The sequence below is a fragment of the Croceicoccus sp. genome (genome assembly GCF_983967925.1).
Map to the genome: position 1 here is coordinate 16,085 of NZ_CFETID010000030.1, position 16,631 is coordinate 32,715.

At 65.5% G+C, this 16,631-nt stretch carries 27 protein-coding genes; 13 read left to right on the top strand and 14 right to left on the bottom strand.

The features are described from left to right. Window positions 1-36: 36 nt before the first annotated feature. The 5 genes from hisF to hisB are packed head-to-tail and all read right to left on the bottom strand — an operon-like array spanning window position 37 to window position 3,095. Window positions 37-801, bottom strand: coding sequence for an imidazole glycerol phosphate synthase subunit HisF (gene hisF, locus AC4FIJ_RS14175; protein WP_490337326.1), 765 nt, complete (start codon window positions 799-801; stop codon window positions 37-39). Further along, entirely contained in the window at window positions 798-1,541 is a 744-nt protein-coding gene (gene hisA / locus AC4FIJ_RS14180; protein WP_490337327.1) for a 1-(5-phosphoribosyl)-5-[(5-phosphoribosylamino)methylideneamino]imidazole-4-carboxamide isomerase, read from the bottom strand. The genes hisF and hisA overlap by 4 nt, the downstream gene beginning before the upstream one ends. Further along, window positions 1,538-2,167 (bottom strand): imidazole glycerol phosphate synthase subunit HisH, encoded by a 630-nt coding sequence (gene hisH, locus AC4FIJ_RS14185; RefSeq protein ID WP_490337328.1) that lies wholly within the window; start codon window positions 2,165-2,167, stop codon window positions 1,538-1,540. The genes hisA and hisH overlap by 4 nt, the downstream gene beginning before the upstream one ends. Window positions 2,168-2,177: 10 nt before the next feature. Continuing rightward, the gene (locus AC4FIJ_RS14190) at window positions 2,178-2,462 is read right to left on the bottom strand and encodes a YciI family protein (protein ID WP_490337329.1); all 285 of its coding nucleotides are present in this window, start codon (window positions 2,460-2,462) and stop codon (window positions 2,178-2,180) included. A 6-nt stretch (window positions 2,463-2,468) separates the two neighbouring features. After that, entirely contained in the window at window positions 2,469-3,095 is a 627-nt protein-coding gene (gene hisB, locus AC4FIJ_RS14195) for an imidazoleglycerol-phosphate dehydratase HisB (RefSeq protein WP_490337330.1), read from the bottom strand. A 184-nt stretch (window positions 3,096-3,279) separates the two neighbouring features. On the opposite strand from hisB, the gene AC4FIJ_RS14200 reads away from it, so the two are divergent. The 3 genes from AC4FIJ_RS14200 (at window position 3,280) to gmk (ending at window position 4,988) form a co-directional block, all read left to right on the top strand. Further along, entirely contained in the window at window positions 3,280-3,789 is a 510-nt protein-coding gene (locus AC4FIJ_RS14200) for an SspB family protein (protein WP_490337331.1), read from the top strand. 45 nt (window positions 3,790-3,834) lie between these two features. Beyond that, window positions 3,835-4,236 carry a hypothetical protein gene (locus AC4FIJ_RS14205; RefSeq protein ID WP_490337332.1) on the top strand — a complete coding sequence of 134 codons (402 nt, stop codon included), beginning with the start codon at window positions 3,835-3,837 and terminating at the stop codon, window positions 4,234-4,236. A 77-nt stretch (window positions 4,237-4,313) separates the two neighbouring features. Continuing rightward, a complete protein-coding gene (gene gmk / locus AC4FIJ_RS14210) occupies window positions 4,314-4,988 on the top strand; it encodes a guanylate kinase (RefSeq protein ID WP_490337333.1) in 675 nt (224 codons plus the stop codon). A 4-nt stretch (window positions 4,989-4,992) separates the two neighbouring features. Here the strand turns inward: gmk and AC4FIJ_RS14215 are convergent, their stop codons facing one another. Further along, window positions 4,993-7,347: a S8 family peptidase gene (locus AC4FIJ_RS14215; RefSeq protein WP_490337334.1), complete on the bottom strand. Its 2,355-nt coding sequence runs from the start codon at window positions 7,345-7,347 to the stop codon at window positions 4,993-4,995. Window positions 7,348-7,611: 264 nt separating this feature from the next. Between AC4FIJ_RS14215 and dapD the strand changes: the two genes are divergently transcribed. The 5 genes from dapD to AC4FIJ_RS14240 all read left to right on the top strand — a co-directional run bounded on the left by dapD (window position 7,612) and on the right by AC4FIJ_RS14240 (window position 9,946). Beyond that, window positions 7,612-8,454 carry a 2,3,4,5-tetrahydropyridine-2,6-dicarboxylate N-succinyltransferase gene (dapD, locus tag AC4FIJ_RS14220; protein WP_490337335.1) on the top strand — a complete coding sequence of 281 codons (843 nt, stop codon included), beginning with the start codon at window positions 7,612-7,614 and terminating at the stop codon, window positions 8,452-8,454. 145 nt (window positions 8,455-8,599) lie between these two features. Continuing rightward, the gene (locus tag AC4FIJ_RS14225; RefSeq protein ID WP_490337336.1) at window positions 8,600-8,902 is read left to right on the top strand and encodes a hypothetical protein; all 303 of its coding nucleotides are present in this window, start codon (window positions 8,600-8,602) and stop codon (window positions 8,900-8,902) included. A 12-nt stretch (window positions 8,903-8,914) separates the two neighbouring features. Continuing rightward, window positions 8,915-9,142, top strand: a complete 228-nt coding sequence (locus AC4FIJ_RS14230; RefSeq protein ID WP_490337337.1) for a hypervirulence associated TUDOR domain-containing protein — start codon at window positions 8,915-8,917, stop codon at window positions 9,140-9,142. Continuing rightward, window positions 9,142-9,324, top strand: a complete 183-nt coding sequence (locus AC4FIJ_RS14235; protein WP_490337338.1) for a DUF3008 family protein — start codon at window positions 9,142-9,144, stop codon at window positions 9,322-9,324. Before AC4FIJ_RS14230 ends, AC4FIJ_RS14235 begins: the two co-directional genes overlap by 1 nt. Before the next feature lie 136 nt (window positions 9,325-9,460). Continuing rightward, complete coding sequence (locus AC4FIJ_RS14240; protein WP_490337339.1) at window positions 9,461-9,946, top strand: ion channel; 486 nt, start codon at window positions 9,461-9,463, stop codon at window positions 9,944-9,946. Window positions 9,947-9,993: 47 nt separating this feature from the next. On the opposite strand, the gene AC4FIJ_RS14245 is transcribed toward AC4FIJ_RS14240, so the two are convergent. Further along, window positions 9,994-10,245 carry an SWIB/MDM2 domain-containing protein gene (locus AC4FIJ_RS14245; protein WP_490337340.1) on the bottom strand — a complete coding sequence of 84 codons (252 nt, stop codon included), beginning with the start codon at window positions 10,243-10,245 and terminating at the stop codon, window positions 9,994-9,996. 76 nt (window positions 10,246-10,321) lie between these two features. Then, complete coding sequence (locus AC4FIJ_RS14250) at window positions 10,322-10,927, bottom strand: YbhB/YbcL family Raf kinase inhibitor-like protein (RefSeq protein ID WP_490337341.1); 606 nt, start codon at window positions 10,925-10,927, stop codon at window positions 10,322-10,324. Window positions 10,928-11,314: 387 nt separating this feature from the next. Here AC4FIJ_RS14250 and AC4FIJ_RS14255 point away from each other — a divergent pair, with 387 nt between their 5' ends. Beyond that, window positions 11,315-11,536, top strand: a complete 222-nt coding sequence (locus AC4FIJ_RS14255) for a DUF2061 domain-containing protein (RefSeq protein ID WP_490337342.1) — start codon at window positions 11,315-11,317, stop codon at window positions 11,534-11,536. Window positions 11,537-11,541: 5 nt separating this feature from the next. On the opposite strand, the gene AC4FIJ_RS14260 is transcribed toward AC4FIJ_RS14255, so the two are convergent. After that, complete coding sequence (locus AC4FIJ_RS14260) at window positions 11,542-11,886, bottom strand: hypothetical protein (protein WP_490337343.1); 345 nt, start codon at window positions 11,884-11,886, stop codon at window positions 11,542-11,544. A 193-nt stretch (window positions 11,887-12,079) separates the two neighbouring features. Between AC4FIJ_RS14260 and AC4FIJ_RS14265 the strand changes: the two genes are divergently transcribed. The 4 genes from AC4FIJ_RS14265 (at window position 12,080) to AC4FIJ_RS14280 (ending at window position 14,094) form a co-directional block, all read left to right on the top strand. Continuing rightward, on the top strand, window positions 12,080-12,505 hold the full coding sequence (locus AC4FIJ_RS14265) for an OsmC family protein (RefSeq protein ID WP_490337344.1): 426 nt from the start codon (window positions 12,080-12,082) through the stop codon (window positions 12,503-12,505). Between the two features lie 223 nt (window positions 12,506-12,728). After that, the gene (locus tag AC4FIJ_RS14270) at window positions 12,729-13,331 is read left to right on the top strand and encodes a pyroglutamyl-peptidase I (RefSeq protein WP_490337345.1); all 603 of its coding nucleotides are present in this window, start codon (window positions 12,729-12,731) and stop codon (window positions 13,329-13,331) included. A gap of 46 nt (window positions 13,332-13,377) precedes the next feature. Then, window positions 13,378-13,863, top strand: a complete 486-nt coding sequence (locus AC4FIJ_RS14275) for a YaiI/YqxD family protein (protein ID WP_490337346.1) — start codon at window positions 13,378-13,380, stop codon at window positions 13,861-13,863. A 96-nt stretch (window positions 13,864-13,959) separates the two neighbouring features. Then, window positions 13,960-14,094, top strand: a complete 135-nt coding sequence (locus AC4FIJ_RS14280) for a hypothetical protein (protein ID WP_490337347.1) — start codon at window positions 13,960-13,962, stop codon at window positions 14,092-14,094. Window positions 14,095-14,142: 48 nt separating this feature from the next. On the opposite strand, the gene AC4FIJ_RS14285 is transcribed toward AC4FIJ_RS14280, so the two are convergent. The 5 genes from AC4FIJ_RS14285 to thiC all read right to left on the bottom strand — a co-directional run. Then, complete coding sequence (locus AC4FIJ_RS14285; RefSeq protein ID WP_490337348.1) at window positions 14,143-14,289, bottom strand: hypothetical protein; 147 nt, start codon at window positions 14,287-14,289, stop codon at window positions 14,143-14,145. A gap of 46 nt (window positions 14,290-14,335) precedes the next feature. Further along, entirely contained in the window at window positions 14,336-14,737 is a 402-nt protein-coding gene (locus AC4FIJ_RS14290; RefSeq protein ID WP_490337349.1) for a nuclear transport factor 2 family protein, read from the bottom strand. Then, window positions 14,734-15,072 carry a hypothetical protein gene (locus tag AC4FIJ_RS14295; RefSeq protein WP_490337350.1) on the bottom strand — a complete coding sequence of 113 codons (339 nt, stop codon included), beginning with the start codon at window positions 15,070-15,072 and terminating at the stop codon, window positions 14,734-14,736. Before AC4FIJ_RS14295 ends, AC4FIJ_RS14290 begins: the two co-directional genes overlap by 4 nt. A 15-nt stretch (window positions 15,073-15,087) precedes the next feature. After that, the gene (locus AC4FIJ_RS14300; protein WP_490337351.1) at window positions 15,088-15,561 is read right to left on the bottom strand and encodes a RidA family protein; all 474 of its coding nucleotides are present in this window, start codon (window positions 15,559-15,561) and stop codon (window positions 15,088-15,090) included. A 59-nt stretch (window positions 15,562-15,620) separates the two neighbouring features. Next, on the bottom strand, window positions 15,621-16,631 hold a 1,011-nt coding region (thiC, locus tag AC4FIJ_RS14305; protein ID WP_490337352.1), incomplete at its 5' end, for a phosphomethylpyrimidine synthase.

Genomic DNA, 16,631 nt, shown 5'->3' on the forward strand with positions numbered 1-16,631 from the left:
AGGCCCGCACGATCACAAGGCCCGCGCCGGCAGGCATCAGGCCCGCGCCGGAAGGCCCGCCGCACGCAAGGCGGCATGGGCATCGGCGATCGAATATGTGCCGAAATGGAAGATCGATGCGGCCAGCACGGCACTGGCATGCCCCTTTGTCACGCCTTCGACAAGATGGTCGAGCGTGCCGACGCCGCCGCTGGCCACGACGGGCACGGAAACCGAATCCGCAATGGCGCGGGTCAGCGCAAGGTCATAGCCCGCCTTGGTCCCGTCCCCGTCCATAGAGGTGACGAGCAATTCGCCCGCGCCCAGATCGGCGAGTTTCACCGCATGTTCAACGGCATCGATGCCGGTCGGCTTGCGGCCGCCGTGGGTGAAGATTTCCCAGCGATCCTGATCCCCGACCCGCCGCGCATCGACCGATGCGACCACGCATTGCGCGCCGAAGCGGTCGGCGATGTCGGCAACGACTTCGGGCCGCGCGACGGCGGCGGAATTGACCGCGACCTTGTCCGCACCCGCCAGCAGCAGCGTGCGCGCATCCTCTGCCGAACGCACCCCGCCGCCCACCGTCAGCGGCATGAAGCACACCTGCGCGGTGCGGCGCACGATATCGACTAGCGTGCCGCGTCCTTCATGCGTCGCGGAAATATCCAGAAAGCACAGCTCGTCCGCGCCTGCCGCATCATAGGCACGCGCCTGCTCGACCGGGTCGCCCGCGTCGATCAGATCGACGAAGTTCACGCCCTTCACGACGCGTCCTTCGGCCACATCGAGACACGGAATAACCCGGATTCGGACCGTCATGTGCGCGTTCCGGCCGCCCTTGCGGCCATGTCCAGCGCAGCAGCCAGATCCAGCCGCCCGTCATAGATCGCACGGCCCGTGATCACGCCCTCGATCCCGTCTCCTGCGTGGAGCGAGAGGATATGGATATCGTCCAGCCCCTTCACCCCGCCGCTGGCGATCACCGGCATGTTCGTCGCACGGGCGAGATCAACGGTCGCGTCGATGTTGCAGCCCTTCAGCATGCCGTCGCGGCCGATATCGGTGAACAACAGGCTGGCGACGCCCGCATCCTCGAACCGGCGGGCGAGATCGACCACCGATACGTCGGAAAGTTCGGCCCAGCCCTCGGTCGCGACCATGCCGTCGCGCGCGTCCACCGCGACGACGATCCCGCCGGGAAATGCCGTGGCCATGTCCTTCACGAATTGCGGATCCTTCAGCGCGGCCGTGCCCATCACGATGCGGCTGACGCCAAGGTCGAACCAGCCCTCCACCGCCTCACGCGTGCGGATGCCGCCGCCAAGCTGGACGTGACCGGGAAAGCTTTGCAGGATGCCCTCCACCGCCTCGCGGTTTTCGGCCCGTCCGGCGAAGCTGCCGTCCAGATCGACGACATGCAGATGCATCGCGCCTGCCTCGGCAAAGATCGCGGCCTGCGCGGCGGGATCGTCGCCATAGACGGTGGCGCGGTCCATGTCCCCTTCGGCCAGCCTGACGACCTGGCCGCCCTTGAGATCGATGGCGGGAAATACAATCATGGGGTCCAGTCCAGAAATCTTTCGAGAAGGTCGATGCCGTAGCGCTGGCTCTTTTCCGGATGGAACTGCACGCCCAGCAGATTGTCGCGCGCGACCGCGGCGGTGATCGCCCCGCCATGATCGGTGATCGCGGCGATGTCGCGCCCGCTTTCGGTCACATAGTGAAAGCTGTGCAGGAAATAGGCCTCGCCCTGCTCGATCAGCCCCGCTCCGTCGTGATGCGGCATCGGGCGCACGTCGTTCCAGCCCATGTGCGGGACCTTGATCGCCGGATCGGTCACCTCGATCGCGCGAACCTCGCCCGGTATCCAGTCCAGGCCGTCGTGGGTTCCGAATTCGATACCCCGCGTCGCTAGCAACTGCATGCCGACGCATATGCCAAGGAACGGCGCGCCGCCGCGCAGCACGCGCTCCTCCATGGCCTCGACCATGCCGGGAATGGCGCGCAGGGCGCTGGCGCATGATCCGAAAGCGCCGACGCCGGGAAGGACCACCCGTTCGGCGCGCAATACGTCGTTAGGGTCGCAAGTGACGATAATCCGCCCCGCGCCCGCGGCCCTCAGCGCGTTTTCCACCGAATGCAGATTGCCCGCACCGAAATCGATGAGGGCCAGACCGTCCTTCATTGGCCGCCTTTCATCGCTGAAGCGCCTCTAGACCTTCGCCCGCGAACTTTGCGTCGAACTCGATCACATTAACGGTGGCGGCGCCATTCGCGACGAACGGATCGCGCTGCGCTTCCGCCTCGATCTCATCGCGGGTGCCGACCGCGAACACCATCCCGCCCGTACGCGGCACCTTGCGACCCCACGCGACAAAGCGGCGCTCGCCGCGGCCCTTTTCCAGCCATGCGATGTGGTCGGGCAGCAATTCGTCCATCCGCTCGATCGGGGCGGTATAGGTAATGTCGAGAATGAACATCGCGCGTCAGACCTCCAGAGTACCCGTGCCAAGCATGCCCTTGGTCGATGGCACCGCGTCGCCCTTCCTCGGATCGATCTCCACCGCAGAGCGCATGGCGCGGGCGAAACCCTTATAGATCGCCTCGACGATGTGGTGGTTGTTCTGGCCGTAGAGCAGTTCGATATGCAGCGTGATGCCCGCCGCCTGCGCGACCGAGTGGAACCAGTGCTCGAACAGCTCGGTATCCATCTCGCCCAGCCGCGGCTGCGAGAAACCGGCCTTCCAGACCAGATAGGGGCGGCCCGAAATATCCAGCGCCACCCGCGCCAGCGTCTCGTCCATCGGCGAATAGGCATGGCCATAGCGGGTGATCCCGCGCTTCTCGCCCAGCGCCTGCGCAATCGCCTCGCCCAATGCGATGGCGCTGTCCTCGACCGTGTGATGCTGATCGACATGCAGATCGCCGTCGACATGCAGTTTCACGTCGATCAGCGAATGGCGCGAGAACTGCTCGATCATATGGTCGAGAAAGCCGATGCCGGTCGATATGTCGTATACGCCAGCACCGTCGAGATCGACGGCCACGTCGATATCGGTTTCATGGGTCTTGCGCCGGACCGTGCCGGTGCGCTGCAATGCCGTGTTTCGCATGGTTTCGCGCTATAGGCCTCAAGCCGCGCCGCGCAAGGGGGCGAGCGTCCCCGGACCGCGATGACAACCGGCACGCCGCGATGCAGGCCGCGGCGCGCAACAATTGTTCGGCAGCAGTCACATTGTCGCGGATTGCCCGCCATTCCTGCTTGACCAGCGGTTAAGCTGCTGACAATCCAACCGCATGAACGACAGTACGCCCGACAGCCTGATCCCTTACGACGAGATCGTGCAGGAGGCCTTGCGCGCCGTGGTCGGCCGCGTGCTGGGAGAAGTGCAGGCAGCAGGCGGCATGCCGCCGGGCAGTCATCATTTCTATATCACCTTCAAGACCGGCGCGTCGGGCGTGGAAATTCCCGCGGACCTGCGGGCGCGTTTCCCGGACGAGATGACGATCGTTCTGCAGAACAAGTTCTGGGACCTGTCGGTGGCGGAGGATCATTTCTCGGTCGGGCTCAGTTTCAACCAGATCCCGGCAAAGCTGGTCATTCCGTTCTCCGCGATCACGGCTTTCGTCGATCCCGCGGTCGAATTCGGCCTGCAGTTCCAGGCCGTGGCAGAGGTCGAGGAGGCCGAACCCCACGGCGATGCCGAGAACGATTCGGAACAGGGTGCGCCGGGCGGCGTTGATGGAGCAGACACGCCGGATGACGGATCGAATGTCGTGACCGTGGATTTCGGCAAGAAAAAGTAACCGGCGCCGCTTTTCCTTCAGGCGCCGCCAAATCTGGGGCACCCGATGGCAATTTTCAGCAAGCGTCGCAAGAAGTCCAAAGGCGCCGCCAAGGCGACCGACGAGAACGGACTGCCGGGCTTTAGCCCCAATCCGATGACCAATCTGATCCTGACCGATATCGCCCTTCGCGGTGTAAGCCGCGTCGCGCGCCGCGTGACCGAGCAGAAGCTGCTCAGCAAGCGGTACACCAAGGACGAGGCGAAAAAGGTCATGTCCGGCCGATCGGTCGGAGAGACGCTGCTGGCGGCTGCCGTCGCGCGCACTGCCACGCGTTCCCTGCCCGGAGCAGTCATCATCGGTGGGGGATTGCTGGCAAAAACGCTTTATGACCGCAAGCGGGGACGCAGCGCCAAGATCGAAGGGCGCAGGGCACTGCACAAGCGCATCGCCGAAGCCGAGGATTGACGCCTTGGTGCACGTGATCGTGCACCGAACCCGCCTGCCCGCTTGACGCAGCACCCCTGCCACGGCCATCAGCGCGCATGGCCGACCTCCACGATAAAGATACTCCCCAATCCGCGCGTCTTTCGCGCCGCGGACTGATGTTCATCCTGTCCTCGCCGTCGGGCGCGGGGAAGACCACGATCGCGCGCAAGCTGCTGCAGTCGGATGCCGGGCTGGCCATGTCGGTATCGGCCACGACACGCGCGATGCGACCGGGCGAAGTGGATGGGCGCGACTATCATTTCGTCGACAAGCCCACCTTCGACCAGATGGCCGAGGATCACGCGTTTCTGGAATGGGCGCATGTCTTCGGGCACAGCTATGGCACGCCGAAGGCGCAGATCTGGGCGGGGCTCAAGGCCGGCCGGGATTTCCTGTTCGACATAGACTGGCAAGGCACGCAGCAACTGGCCCAGCGCGCGCGTGAGGATGTCGTGCCCGTCTTCGTCCTTCCTCCAAGCATCGACGAGCTCTACCGCCGTCTGAAGGCGCGCGGCACCGACGACGCCAACGTGATCGAGGCGCGCATGGACCGCGCGAGGGCCGAGATCAGCCACTGGTCGGATTACGACTATGTCGTCGTCAACGACGATATCGACCGCTGCTACGAACAGGTGCGCCGGATCCTCGATGCAGAGCGGCTGCGGCGCGAGCGGCAGACCGGGCTCGTCTCCTTCGTGCGGCAGCTGACGGGCGAAGCCTCGCCGACCTGACGCGTCAGAAAGAGCGGCTCCAGCGTAGTCCGGCGCCCATGTCGTCGGCGATGGCCGCGATATGCCCCGGATCGCGGCGATAGAACAGGCTGGCGGTCATCGCGCCGCCCCACACATTGCCTTCCCACGCCAGTTCGGTGGCAATTTCCCGCCCAGTCGGGCTTAGCGAAAGATGCGTGACGCCCATCGTCGCCGTCTCGCTGGCATAGTCATAGGCGACCGGCACATTCAGCACGAGCGATCCCGATTCGACACGCAGCGGCTGCGACACGCGCAGCGCCAACCGGTCGGTCGACGCGAAAATGCCGGTGCGCGCAGCGTCGACGCTCCATCCCATCGAATGCAGCGCGGCATTGCCCGCCATCAATCCGCCGGTTTCGGGCCGCGTCAGGCCGCCGCGCATCGCCGCCCCGACATTCCAGCGTTTGCCCGGCGACCATTCCACGCCAGCATCCACGAACAGGCTGTCCGCCCCGCCCTCGCCCGCCAGCGAGCGCTGGAAGCTGCCGCCCAGCAGGGTCGCATCCTCGCGCAGCCATGACGCGCCGATCGTGCCGGTGAGGGATCCTTTGCCGGCGTCGGCTGCGATCCCATAGCGCGACACGCGGTTCCGGCGCGCCGGCAGGATCGACAATTCTTCCTCGAGCCGGTCGGTCCAGACCAGCCCGCTCTCGCCCGAAACCGTCAGGCCCCAGCCCTGCATCTGCTGGCGGACGGCCATCGCCCCTTCGCGCATGGCGAGAAAGCCGAAGTCCCCGCCGACATCCTGCGCGACCATGAAGGCAGGCCGGTCCGCCCCGCGCAGTCCCGCTTCCAGCCCGCTTGCCGACTGGCGAAAGCCCAGTGCCACCTTGGTATCCGGCGTGATCTGCGCATTGATCTGCGCGGCTAGCACCTCCTGCCCGCCCATGCCGTCCCGGTTCGGTTGCAAGGCCGCGGAACGCATGTCCCTCGCCGCCGGATCGGCGATGGCAAAGCTTGCCCCGACCTGCCCGGCGCGCAGGCTTGCGCCGCGCGTGCTGCCTTGAAGCGCACGCGCGAAATCGCGGCGCGGCGCCGCCTGCTGCATGCGGCCCGCGAGGTTGACCTGATACGCCCTGCCATATCCGTCCAGCACGACCGTGTCGGCCGCCGCCCGCCGCGCCGCATCGCCCATCGCCGGGCTGGCCATGCCCGCCGCCGCGACCAGCGACAGAGGCAGTTCGCTGCCCGCCAGCGTCGTCACGCCGCTGGGCTGAAACGCTGCCCCGATGTCGAGAATGCCGCGGCCATAGACGCTGTCGGTCCCGCTTGCCCCCGCGTCGCGCGCATTGTCGAGCAGCAGGCTCACGATCTCCCTTCCGCTGAGGTTGGGAAATGCCTGCGCCAGCAACGCCGCCGCGCCCGAAATCTGCGGCGCGGCAAAGCTGGTGCCGTTGATCACATAGACGAATTCAGACCCGTCCTGCGTCTCGGTATAGATCTCGCCGTCCTGATACACGCAGCAAACATCCTCACCCCGCGCGGCGAGGAAAGAGGATGCGGCTGTGCCTGCCTTGTTGCTGAAAACCGAAATTTCGGACGCGGCATCGACCGATCCCGCGACGATCACGCTGGACCCTCCGGAACGCAGCACACCGATGGCAAACGGATCGGGATTGTCGGGATCTATCGCGGGATCGATCCCCTCGCCGTCATTGCCGGCGGACACGACAATCACCGCGCCGGCCGCCGCCGCCTCGCTCAATGCATTGCGCAGCACGAAGGTCGGCGTCGATCCGCCCAGCGAGATGTTGATGACCCGCGCACCGGCGGCCACCGCCAGATCGACGCCGCGCGCGATGTCCGAATCGTTGAAATTGCAGCCGGTGGTGGGATTGGCGGGGTCGAAACCGTCGCAGCTGCCCGGTTGGTCGGCGCGAAAGGCGATGATGGTCGCGTCATAGGCGATGCCGACCACACCCTCGTTATTGCGCGCCGCAGCCGCGACCAGCGCCACCTGCGTGCCGTGACCATCGGGGGAATCGAGGCTGCGACTGGCAGCGACATCGGCCGATGCGCTGGATATCCGGCCCGCCAGTTCGGGATTGTCGCGGTCGATGCCCGTATCGATGATGGCGATCCCCACGCCCCGCCCCGTCGCGCCCTGCTGCCATGCGGCCACGGCGTCATGCTGTTCGGGCCCGTCGGATGTACGGAACTCCGCGGTGTTGAAATTGACGGTCGGGGTCGGCGTCGGGGTCGGTGCCGGAACCGGCGTGGGCGTCGAGATGGGTCCGCCGCCCGAACCGCCGCCCCCGCAACCGGCCAGCAGAGCCAGCGCTGACAGCGACGCCGCAAGACGCTCCGTCAGGCCAGTGCGTGTGCGACCACTCGTCATCCATTCCCCCGTTTCGCGCGATCGGCCCCTTGCACCTCGCGCCCTGGCTGGCCCCCTGCCAGTCCGACATGCCCCGGTAAGTGCCCCGGCGGACACGAAAAATCGAGCGGGAATTACGGTTGCGCCATTCGGGGACGGCGTCAATGCCCTGTTTCCCATACGCGTAACGGTTGCCCGGACCCGATCCACGCGATAGGCGGTGCCGGTTTCCCCGCCGCCATTCACAGGCGGCCCGTCCATCCGTGCCAGAAAGAGCCGCGCAGCATGACCACCCATTCCGAACTGATCGCCCGTATCGACGCCGCCTTCGAGGACCGCGCCAATGTCACGCCCGACAGCACCGATGTGCGCAGCGACGTGGACGAGGCGCTGGCGCTGCTCGATTCGGGCGAAGCGCGCGTGGCCGAGAAGCGTGACGGCGAGTGGACGGTCAACCAGTGGCTGAAAAAGGCGGTGCTCCTGTCCTTCCGCCTGAACGATAACGAGATCGTGCCTTACGGCTCGGCTGGGGAAAGCGCCTATGACAAGGTGCCCTCGAAATTCGCGGGATGGACCGACGACCGCTTTGCCCGCAACGGGTTTCGCGTCGTCCCCGGCGCGGTTGCGCGGCGCGGCAGCTATATCGGCAAGGGCGTCGTGCTGATGCCCAGCTTCGTCAACATCGGCGCCTATGTCGACGACGGCGCGATGATCGATACCTGGGCGACGGTGGGATCCTGCGCGCAGATCGGCAAGAACGTGCATATCTCGGGCGGCGCGGGGATCGGCGGCGTTCTGGAACCGCTGCAGGCCGGGCCGGTCATCATCGAGGACGGCGCGTTCATCGGCGCCCGCAGCGAAGTGGCCGAAGGCGCGATCATCGGCGAGGGCGCGGTCCTTTCGATGGGCGTATTCATCGGCGCATCCACCAAGATCGTCGACCGCAACACGGGCGAAGTCCATGTCGGCAAGGTGCCCCCTTTCGCCGTGGTGGTGCCGGGCGCCATGCCGGGCAAGCCGCTTCCCGACGGCACGCCGGGCCCTTCGCTGTATTGCGCGGTCATCGTGAAGACCGTGGATGCGCAGACCCGTTCGAAAACCGGAATCAACGAACTCCTTCGCCCCTGACCAGCGACAGGACACGCCCCCGCCCCGAAGTGCATACGCACCGGGGCGGAACGAATGCGTTTCCCGAAGCGTTTCGCGCTATGTATGCAAGTGGCCGGGTTCCGGCTGCTGGCACGGGATCGCAAGTTTGGATGGAGACCATATAATGCAACGCCATGGCGATGAAGTCGACCTGACCACCGATGAGGCACGCGGAGGATCGACGCCGCACATCGTGCGGTATGTTCTGCTTATCAGCCTGTTTCTCGCCGCCGCCGCCATGACCATCGCTTGGGTTACCGGCGCGCTCACCTCCGATCAGGTGAGGGATAATGGCGCGGTGACAAACCAGGCCGTCCCTCCGGCGTCCGGTGATGCCATCGGCGAGGAACAAGCCGGCGATGACGAGCTGGCGGATGATTTCGTTTACGGGGAAGAGGAGCGGAGACAGGCTCCCGCTGACGACTAGTCGGGGAAACTTATGGCGGACAAGAAGAACAGCTTTCAAAAAGACCAGCACGTCAAGTGGGACTGGGGCAACGGCACCGCCACCGGACAGGTCAAGGAACGGTTCGAACGCGATGTCGAGCGGACCATAAAGGGTTCGAAGGTGAAGCGAAACGGGACCAGCGAGGACCCCGCCTATCTGATCAAGCAGGACGATGGCGACGAGGTTCTCAAGCTTGGATCGGAATTGGAGGCCAAGTGATGCCAGCACAATCAAAGGCACAGCAGAAAGCCGCGGGCGCCGCATTGTCGGCCAAGCGGGGCGAGACCAAGGTATCGGACCTGCAGGGTGCGTCGAAAGAGATGTACGACAGCATGTCAGAATCCGAGCTTGAGGACTTCGCTTCGACCGACCGCGAAGACCTGCCCGAAAAGAAGTCCTGATCCCGCCTCTGCCCGGCCCGTTTCCACTTTACCGGGCCATTGGCAAATGCGGACGTCCTCATTAGCGTGATCGGCGCGCGGGGAGCCTTTCCGGCTCTCCGGCCCGAATGAAGCGCATCGACCGGGGGCGGGCATCATGTCGATTGATCTGGCCGCGACGCCGTTTCACCAGCTTGGCGTCGAACTTGCCGCGTCGAGCGTTCTGGGCGCTGCCTGCGTCATCATCCATGGCCTCGGGCTCGCGCTCATCACCCGCTTCATCCGGCCCAGCGACGATCCCCGGCGGGTGACCCATCTTCCTCCGGTCACCTTTCACGGCATCGCCATGACGATCGCCATCGTGCTTTTCCTGCTGGTCATCCACGGGGCCGAGATCTGGCTTTACGCCTTTTTCTACCTCGCCGTGCGTGCGCTGCCCGATCTGTCGTCGGCGCTGTATTTCTCGACCATCAGCTATTCGACCGTGGGCTTCAGCGACGCCCTTATCCTGAAAAGCTGGCGCAATGTCGCGGCGCTTGAGAGTATCGTCGGCGTCATGATGCTTGGCTGGTCGACGGCCTATTTCGTGCGCATCCTGGGCCATATCGACGTAAAGCGGCGCAAGGACGCTTCACGCGAATAGGGCGGGCCGATCCCGCAGGACCGCCCCGCCCCATGCCTCGCGGCCGATCAGCCGAGGTGCTTGGACACCGCAGCGGTCATCTTGAACATCGAGATCTTCTCGGTCCCGATGACCTTGCCCAGCTTGGCGTCGGGTTCGATCATGCGCTTGTCGTCGGCGGCCTGCAGATCGTGCTTCTTGATGTATTCCCAGACCTTCGCGGTCACTTCGCCGCGCGCCATCGGGCCCTTGCCGACGATCTCTTCCAGATCGGCCGAAACGGGCACGGGCTTGTTGATCGCGTTATTCTTGGCAGCCATTACTTACTTCCTTTCCATAGGAGAGCTTCGGCCCCCGTCAGGGCAGCCGGATCGTGTTGAATATGCGGGACGCGGCTCAATCCTCGTCGTCCAGCTCGATGTCGTCCCAGTCCTTGATCTCGCCGCCGCGTTCGTAGGTGGCGGTGAGGATCGCCAGCGAGAGCACATGGCCTTCCATCGCCTTCATCAACGCGCCCCGCCCCGCCCCGGGCTTGAGGTCGATCGGCGTGTCGACGGCGAACAGCTGGAACACATAGTCGTGCGCGCCGTGGCCGGTGGGCGGATCGGGCAGCAGCCATTCTGAATTCTGGTAGGAATTCTTGCCGACCTTGGGCGGCACCTCGCCTTCCATCAGCTTGCCGCGCTGGGGCGCGAGGCCCCAGACCAGCCAGTGGCAGAAGGGTTCGGGCGACGGTGCGTCGGGATCCTCGACGATGAGGACGAGTTCCTGCGCGCCGGCGGGGACATGGTTCCATTCCAGCGGCGGCGCGACGGCGTCTTCCTCGTCAGCGGTGAAGCTGGGGTCCAGCTCCTCGCCATTTTCGAAGGCGGCGGAGGTCAGCACCATGCCGCCGGCACCGACGACACCTTCGCCGCCCAGTTTCACGGCCGCCAGCTTGCTGTGTCCTGCGCGGACATTGTGCAGGGCGGCGCCCAGCCATTCGGGGACATGTTCAAGCATCGCAATCCTTTCGCGCGGTGGGTTCGATGGGGCAACGAAGCCGCACCCGCCCGCGTTCCGAGCGCTTAGGCCCGACACGCTAGGCCAAGCACGAAGCGCCCGCCCCGGAAAGGGGTGCGCGGCGCGTAATCCCCAGCCGAGGGCGAAATCGGGGGCAAAGCGAACCGCTGACGCCGCAATTTGCGGCCCTGCGCGGTCATTTGGCGGCCTGGAACAAGCCGATTGCGGCTGGCCCGCACCCGGCCTGCATAGAGGCGACTCGCGGCCCTGCCCCCGCGGATCATCGTTTCGGGCGATCATCGTCAGCGGCTTTCCCCGCTGTAATTTGCGAGCCGCTCGCAATAAATCCCGATCTTCGACGATGCCCTCAATCATCAGGATCCCGGCATGACCCGCGATTTCGCCAAGACGATCAGCTTCCTCGGCCTTCACCTTGTGGTGGGCTTTGCGGTGGCCTTTGCCTTTACCGGCAGCTTCGCGCTCGCCAGCGGGATCGCGCTGGTCGAGCCATGCGTGAACGCGGTGGTGTTCTTTTTCCACGAACGCGCATGGCGCGGCGAGATCCGCTTGCTGGACATGCTGACCCACCGGCACGCGGCGGTGGGATAGCAGGGTCAGCGCGTCAGACGCCTGCGGTTCGACGACACCTTCGTCTGATAGCGCTGCATCGCGCCGCGCATCAGCGCCTCGGGCGTGGTGCCACCCTTGCCGGACGAGGCATTCATCACCACCAGCGTGGCGGTTTCCCATTTTTCCGACACCATGCGCACCGCCTCGTGCTGGGCCAGCGCGCCGCCCTGCATCATCCGCATCGAACGCAGCGCGATCACCTGTGTCGAATCGAAGCACAGCTTCCACCAGTCGAACGCAAGGCGCGACATCGCCATCGGATCCATTATCTGTCCGAAGGGCATTTGTCCGAACGGCACGAGCGGATTGGTCGTGGTTTTGGTGGGCATGGCGCGCATTGTCCTTGATTTCGGGGAACGAGGGCATGCCAGCCTTGGGGCGTGCATGGATGCGGCGCTTATCCGCCTCAACCGCCCGGTACACAAGCGCTATCGGGCTGGACCGGAAACCCGGGCGCCGGAACATCGGCCGCGCTCGCGCGCTGTTCGGACACAGGACATCCCGTCTGGAAGGAACCCCGCAATGACCGTGAACAGTGCAACCGCCCGCTACGAAGGCCTTGGCAAGGATGGCAAGGGCCATGTCGCCACCAAATCCGGCGCGCTCGATGCGCCCTATGGCTTCAACAGCCGCTTCGAATCGGGCCCCGGCACCAATCCGGAGGAAATGATCGCCGCCGGCCATGCGAGCTGCTTCACCATGGCGACCAGCTTTGCGCTGGCCAAGGCGGGGCATACCGACGGCACGCTCGACACCAGCTGCGACGTGACGCTGGAAAAGGACGGTGACGGCTTTACCGTGACCAAGAGCGCACTGACGATGAAGGCCAAGGTCCCGGGCATGGACAAGGCCGAGTTCGAGAAGCTGGCCGCCGAGGCCAAGGCGAACTGCCCGATTTCCAAGCTGCTGAACTGCGAGATCACGCTGGCGACCGAATTCTCCGCCTGATCGGCATGCGCGAAAGGTGACAAAGGTGACACGTCCTACAGGCGCTGTCACCCTGTCGCCAGCCGCGGATTTCCGCGGGGTTGCGGCCCAAAGGTGACACCGCGGGGGTGCGGGGAAAATCGGTCTGGCGGCGGTGCTGATCATGCCTTCGGGCTGACATTATCCGCGCGTGTAGGACAGTGTTTTAGCCGCGCGCCATACGACCCACAGGAGAACGGCAGGCATGACATCGCAGCTTGTCATCACCGGTTTCGAACCCTTTCCCGGCGTGGCCGAAAACCCGACCGAGATGCTGGTGCGCTCGCTGGAGGCATGCGGCGATCCGGTTCTGCAGGGGGCGGAGGCGGTGATCGTGCCGACGCGCTATGGCGATGCGCCTGCCGCGCTGAGAGCGGTTCTGAGCAGGCCGCCGCGCGTTTTGATCATGACCGGCTACAGCGCGCGGGCCGCAGGGCTGGTGCTGGAAAGCCGCGCCAGCAATGCCTGCACCGCCACGCTTCCCGATGCGGGCGGCGCGGCGCCGCCTGATAGCGCCGATCCACTACACCATCTGCCCGCGCGCTGCGACATTGGCGAACTGTGCGCCGCGGTGGAGCGCGCCGGGCTGGCCTGCGCGCCGTCGGACGATGCGGGCGGCTATGTGTGCAACCATCTCTATTACCATGCGCTGGCAGCGCTGGACGAGGCGGGCGCGGAGACGCGCGCCTTGTTCGTCCATATCCCGGCGCTGACCGGCAGTGCGCTGGCCGAAACGAGCGCCGCGGCGCTGGACCTGCGCGACTTGCAGCGCGGGCTGGGCGTGCTGGCGCGCGAATTGCTGCGCTGAGGCACGGGGCTTGGCGTCCTGCGGTCGGTTCGCCTAAGCCCGCACGATGAATGACCGATCTGCGCCCCTGACGATCCTTGTCGATGCCGATGCCTGTCCGGTGAAGGACGAGATCTACCGCGTCGCCGCGCGATACCGCGCCGAGGTGTTCGTCGTCAGCAATGCCGCGTTCCGCATTCCGCAAGATCCGCGCATCCACCGCGTGGTGGTGGGTGATGGTTTCGACGCCGCCGACGACTGGATCGCCGAGGAAGCGGCGCACGTGTCTCCGCGCTGCGTGGTCGTGACCGCCGATATATTGCTGGCCGACCGCTGCCTGAAGGCGGGCGCGAAGGTGCTGGCGCACAACGGCAAGATATTCGACAAGGCCGGGATCGGCAGCGCGGTCGCGATGCGCGCGATCATGGCTGATCTGCGCTCGGGCATGGACGGGGTGACCGGCGGGCCTCCGCCGTTCGGCAAGGCGGACCGGTCGAACTTCCTGCAGGCGCTGGACCGGGTGTTGGTAGCGCTGTCGCGGATGCCGGGCTGAACGGGGCTCTCGTTCGGCACGGAGCGAATTCGTGCCATGTTATCGGCGGTTACCGCTATGATGCAGGCGGGGCATTCCGCCCTGATTGGAACGGACATGGCCAAGGGCCAACGCAAGTCGAACAAGGAAATCCGCAAACCCAAGGCCGAAAAGGCACCCAAGACGAACGCCTCGCAGCCCAGCCTGAAGCCGGGCGGGATCAAGGGGCTGGAGAATTTGAAGAACGGATGATCGGCGCGGCGTCCGGCGGGTCGCTCCGCCGGGCAGCGCCGCCCGCGCCTATTTCGCCTTGTGCGCGGCGATCGCCTCGTCGATCTGGGCGATGCGCTGACGTTCGGGCGAATCCTTGGGCAGCCCCTTCAGGCGGCAGGTCGCCCACAGCTGGCGGCGTTCGGATTCGAGGTTCTTGAGATAGAGATCGGCCATGCGCGCCCCTATGCGCGCATCGCGCCGCGCTGGCTAGTCGGGCGTGTCAGCGGCCCAGCACTTCGTCGGCGAGGATCGTGTCCATATATTCGCGCACTTCGGCGATCATCCCGTCCCGCAGGCGAAAGACGAAGCAATAATCGTTGGCATAGGTGCGCCCCTCCATCGTTTCGGCATGACCCTTGGCCAGCACGACAACGCGGTCTTCGTCAGCCATGATCAGTTCGGGGATATTGCGATAGGGTCCGGCAAAGCGCGCGAACAGCGGACCGACGAGGTCGCGCTCCACATCGGCGAGGCCGAAGGCGCGTTTCGACCATGCGCTAGAGCCCATGACGCGCCATGCGATGTCGGGGGCGAACAGCGGGATGAAGGCGGAGGGGTCGCCGTGTTCCAGCCCTGCGAACGCCTGCGTGATCAGCGCGCGGTTGCGTTCGGTCTCGCTCATTCGCCGCCGCCTGCCAGCCGCCGGTGCTCGTCGACCGAGCGGCGCATTTCGGCGGCCTGCAGCTTGAGCGCCTTGTTCGAGAGGCGAATCTCGCGCCCCTGCTGAAAGAAGCCCAGCACCAGCCACAGGAACGCCAGCGGGCTGGATACCCCGCCGAGAAAATCGCCCAGTTCGTTGAGGTCGAGGCTGGCGGGGTTCTGCCCCTGCGCCCACAGATAGATCACCAGCCCCGCGACATAGAGCGCGGTCAGCACCAGCCCGATGCGCGGCAGGCTGCGGCGTTCGCGTTCCTCGTCCAGCGCCGCGTCGGCGGTGATCGTGCTTGTCTCGGCCATGCGCCCTGCTCTCCCCTATTCGGCCCGATCGCCCCGGTAAGCGGTGACCTTGATCTCGACCAGCGCGCTCGGTTCGTACAGCGCGGTGATGCCGATGGCGGTCCATGCCGGAAAGGGCGCCTTGACGTAGCGGTTCTTGACGTCGGCAAATGTCTCGATCTGGGCGGGGAGATCGGTGTGGAAGGTCTGGATCTCGACCACATCGTCCCAGCCGAGACCCGCGCGTTCCAGTGTGCGCGTGATCTTGTCGAAGGCGCGGGCGAAACCGGGCTCCATGCCCTCATCGCCGTCCGCGGGCCCGGCGACCACACCCGACAGGATCACCAGATCGCCGGCGATAACCGCGTCCGAGTAGCCCACCGCCTGCTGGAACGCGAGCGCGTCGGGGTCCTCGGGCATGATGGTCTGTTTGGCGTCCTGAGCCGATGCGGCGGAGGTGGCAGTGAACATCAGCGCCAGTGCGGCAACCGACAGAAACGCACGCGACATGGACAGTCTCCCCCTGAAAAAGGGGAGACTGCACCGGTCATGTCATCAGGGCAAGGCGATCAGTCCTTGGCCGGGACGTAGAGGTCGCCGCCGTCGCGGTATTTCTCGGCCATTTCCTCCATGCCTTCCTCGGCGCTCTTGCGCTCGGCGGGCGGGGTTTCGCCCTTCAGGTTCTCGCTGGCGAGGAAGCTTTCGGAATTCTGCTTGGCGGCGAATTCGCGCACTTCCTGGCTGATCTTCATGGAGCAGAACTTGGGTCCGCACATCGAGCAGAAATGCGCGGTCTTGGCGCCTTCGGCCGGAAGCGTCTGGTCGTGGTATTGCTCTGCCGTATCGGGATCGAGCGAAAGGTTGAACTGGTCGCGCCAGCGGAATTCGAACCGTGCTTTGCTTAAGGCATCGTCGCGCACCTGCGCCGCCGGGTGGCCCTTGGCCAGATCCGCCGCGTGGGCGGCCAGCTTGTAGGTGACCACGCCGACCTTCACGTCGTCGCGGTCGGGCAGGCCGAGGTGCTCCTTGGGCGTGACATAGCAGAGCATCGCCGTGCCGTACCAACCGATCTGCGCCGCGCCGATGCCGCTGGTGATGTGGTCGTAGCCGGGCGCGATGTCGGTGACCAGGGGCCCGAGCGTGTAGAACGGGGCCTCGCCGCAGGCTTCCAGCTGCTTGTCCATGTTCTCCTTGATCTTGTGCATCGGCACGTGGCCGGGGCCTTCGATCATGACCTGCACGTCTTCCTTCCAGGCGCGCTTGGTCAGCTCGCCCAAAGTGTAGAGTTCTGCGAACTGCGCCTCGTCATTGGCGTCGGCGATGCTGCCGGGGCGCAGGCCGTCGCCCAGCGAATAGGCGATGTCGTATGCCTTGCAGATCTCGGTGATCTCGTCGAAATTCTCGTAGAGAAAGCTCTCCTTGTGGTGCGCGAGGCACCATTTCGCCATGATCGAACCGCCGCGCGACACGATGCCGGTCACGCGCTTGGCGGCCAGCGGCACGTAAGGCAGGCGCACGCCCGCGTGGATGGTGAAATAGTCGACGCCCTGCTCGGCCTGTTCGATCAGCGTGTCGCGGAA